The organism is Streptomyces sp. NPDC127092 (assembly GCF_042722475.1).
Lineage (GTDB): Bacteria > Actinomycetota > Actinomycetes > Streptomycetales > Streptomycetaceae > Streptomyces.
On sequence record NZ_JBHXFE010000243.1, the window covers coordinates 1 to 1,362 of the forward strand.

The window sequence follows — 1,362 nt, forward strand, 5'->3', positions numbered from 1 at the left end:
AGCTGGTTCTCGGACTCTGAGGAGACGAAGAAGGCGTTGACGCCCACGAACGGCTGCGCCGGCTGGTCGCCCATGGACGGGATGGCCTCGACCTCGAAGTCGACGCCGGCCGCCTCGGCCTCCTCGATGTTCCACGGGCCGGTGATGAAGTAGGCCGCGTTGCCGGAGTTGAACTGCTCCTTGGCGATGTCCGCGGTCATGTTCGGGTTCAGCACCCCGGACTCGCCGTACTCGGCCAGCTTCTCGGCGAAGGCCTCACCCTCGGGCCCGCCCATGGCCAGCGAGCCGGTGTCGTACGAGCCGTCCTCGGCCTGCTTGAACACGGGGGCGCCCATGGAGGTCTGGAACGGGTACAAGTGGTACGGGTCGCCGTTGACGGCGTCCAGGCCCACCACGAACGGGTACTCGGCCTCGCCGGCGTCGACGGCCTTCCGGCCCTCCGCGATCATCTCGTCGAAGGAGGCCGGGGTGGACTCGGCCAGCTCGGTGTTGCGCAGGATGGCGATGTTCTCCACGGAGTACGGCACGCCCCAGGTCTGACCCTCATAGGTGACGGCCTGCACGGAGGACTCCACGAAGTCGCCGGCTCTCTCGCCCAGCTCAAGGGGCTCGATGGTGCCGTTCTGCACGAGCGAGCCGATCCAGTCGTGGGCGCCGACGATCACGTCCGGGCCCTCGCCCGTGGGGTTCTGGGTGATGAAGTCGTCCTTCATCGTGGAGTTGTCCTTGACCACGAGCTCCACCGTGATCCCGGTGTCCTCCTTGAAGTCCTCCGCCACGGCCTGCAGCGGCTCCTGGCGGTTCTGGTCCACCCACATGGTGATGGTGCTGGCGCCGGCCTCGGAGAGGTCCTGGCTCGGGGACGCGGTGGCCGTGCCCTGCTCGGTGGCGCCGGCCGGGGAGGAGGACGCCGGGGCGGAGGAGCCGCCGCCGCACGCGGTGAGCGCGAGGGCGGAGAACGCCGCGGTGAGGGTCAGGCTGAGCGGGCGGCGGAAGAGGCCGCCGGTCGTCGTCGACTGCATGATGTGCCTTTCACGAGGGGTGGCCCGCGGCATGCGCCGGCCGTTGCGTCGCCGACGTGGGCCCCGCGGTGAGACGGCGCCTGCCCCCGGCGGCTGAAGGAGTCAGTCCCCAGGAGTGTAAACGCTTCCACTGTGATATGCCACACAGAGGTGCGCTCCCGCATGAACACGGGCATGCGGGAGTGGGGGCGGAGGTCAAGACCGGCTGAAACCGGAATGGAAGCGCTTCCACCACCGCGCCTGCCGTGCCGTACTCTGGTGCCACGCATCGACCCCCGGCCCGCCGCCGTCGTGCACCCGCCCCGCCGCAGAACCCCATGAACCGGGAGGAGGACCGCCG

1 protein-coding gene is annotated in these 1,362 nt (G+C 69.8%); it reads right to left on the reverse strand.

Going from position 1 to position 1,362, the window contains the following annotated elements; translation table 11 throughout:
• Window positions 1-1,022: extracellular solute-binding protein (locus ACFWJO_RS39335; protein ID WP_386873051.1), on the reverse strand; the 1,022-nt coding region annotated here is incomplete at its 3' end.
• Window positions 1,023-1,362 lie beyond the last annotated feature (340 nt).